Below are 1,609 nucleotides of genomic sequence, written 5' to 3'. Positions count from 1 at the left end.
ATTCACAGCCGCCTGCTCATAGTTTTGGCCTTCCCAAGGTGGAGCGGACACCATGAACGCCCAATCCAAAATCGAGATGAGCGAACCGGTCGGATCGCCTATCCTGGAAGTGCGCGATGTCCATAAGGTCTTTGGCGGCGTGCGGGCACTGAACGGATTGTCACTATCGATCACCGAAGGCGAGATACACTGCATCCTGGGACCTAACGGCGCGGGAAAGAGCACTTTCTTCAAAATGCTCATGGGAACGGATACGCCGACTTCAGGCCAGATTCTGTACAAGGGGCGCGACATAACCCGCGTCCCGGCTTTTGGCCGTGCGCGCCTTGGACTGTCCGTCAAGTTCCAGAACATCCGGGTCTTTGCCGACCTGACAGTGTTCCAGAATCTTTTCATTCCGCTGCGGCGTCACTACAGCGCGCGCCAGATACCCGAGCGGGTCGAGGCGCTTTTGGCCCAGATCAGCCTTGCCGGAACTGAACATCGGCTGGCGAAGGAACTGTCGCACGGCCAGCAGCAATGGCTTGCCATTGCAATGTCGATGGCCTTTGACCCTGAAATCCTGCTTCTGGACGAACCTACTGCCGGGTTGTCCGTGGAAGAGACGGAAAAGACCGCTGCGATCATTCGTCAGCTCAACGCCCAGAAAGTCACCACCATCGTCATCGAGCACGACATGGGCTTTATTCGGGATCTTTGCGCGCGCACCAGCGTCCTGCATTACGGCAAGCTCTTCGCGCAGGGAAGTTTTGATGAAATCGCTGCGGATGCCGACGTGCGGCGCATTTATCTTGGTACATTGTGAGTGGGGAAGGTCTTATGACACAGCTTCAGGTTTCCTCGCTCAAGTCGGGATACGGCTCCGTCCAGATCGTCAATGATGTGTCCTTCGACATCAAGCAGGGTGAAATCGTTGCGGTTATCGGGCGCAATGGCGTCGGCAAGACCACGCTGATCAAGACGATCATCGGGGCGTTGCCCACCATCTCCGGTTCCATCTCCTACAAGGGCCGCGATATCACCAAGCTTGGCGCGGCCGCTCGGGCCAGATTGGGTATAGGCTATGTCCCTCAGGGTCGTGGCATCTTTACGCGCATGACAGTGGCGGCCAATCTGGGGCTGGGATCGGGCGTCGGCAACGCATCGACGCCTGATCTGAAGCGGGCGTTTTCGTTCTTTCCCATACTTGAAAAGCGGTTGTCCCAGCTTGCAGGCTCGATGAGCGGTGGCGAGCAGCAACAGCTTGCAATCGGCCGCATCCTGGCCGGCAAGCCGGAGATCATCCTGTTCGACGAGCCTTCCGAAGGTATCCAGCCCAATATTGTCCAAGAGATCGGCACGATCATTCGACGCCTAAGGGACGAGCAGGGCCTGACCATCATGATTGTCGAGCAGAACCTCCAGTTGATCCGCTCCGTCGCGGACTATTGCCTTGTCATGGACAAGGGCCAGCTTATCGACCGGATAAAGCCGGTCGACCTCGAAGATCCAGAGGTCGCACAACGTTATCTTGCCATCTAACTGGCGACTGCGACGAAACTTACTGGTTGAAGTGGCTGGCCGATATCAGATCAGGCCGAGACGGATAGCCATCGCCACAGCCTGAGAG

1 protein-coding gene and 1 pseudogene are annotated in these 1,609 nt (G+C 57.2%); both read left to right on the top strand.

Annotation, left to right across the window (positions count from 1 at the left end):
- Nucleotides 1–52: 52 nt before the first annotated feature.
- Nucleotides 53–805: an ABC transporter ATP-binding protein gene (locus WBF74_RS10035; RefSeq protein WP_424438998.1), complete on the top strand. Its 753-nt coding sequence runs from the start codon at nt 53–55 to the stop codon at nt 803–805.
- Between the two features lie 74 nt (nt 806–879).
- A pseudogene (locus WBF74_RS10030) lies at nt 880–1,521 on the top strand (ABC transporter ATP-binding protein); the annotation flags it as partial.
- Nucleotides 1,522–1,609: the final 88 nt, after the last annotated feature.

This window comes from Parvibaculum sp. (assembly GCF_049672805.1).
Taxonomy (GTDB): domain Bacteria; phylum Pseudomonadota; class Alphaproteobacteria; order Parvibaculales; family Parvibaculaceae; genus Parvibaculum.
This window is presented reverse-complemented; position numbering and strand designations above follow the sequence as displayed.

Coding starts and splice junctions, on each gene's coding strand:
- WBF74_RS10035 (WP_424438998.1), top strand. CDS start 53: ATGAACGCCCAATCCAAAATCGAGATGAGCGAACCGGTCGGATCGCCT.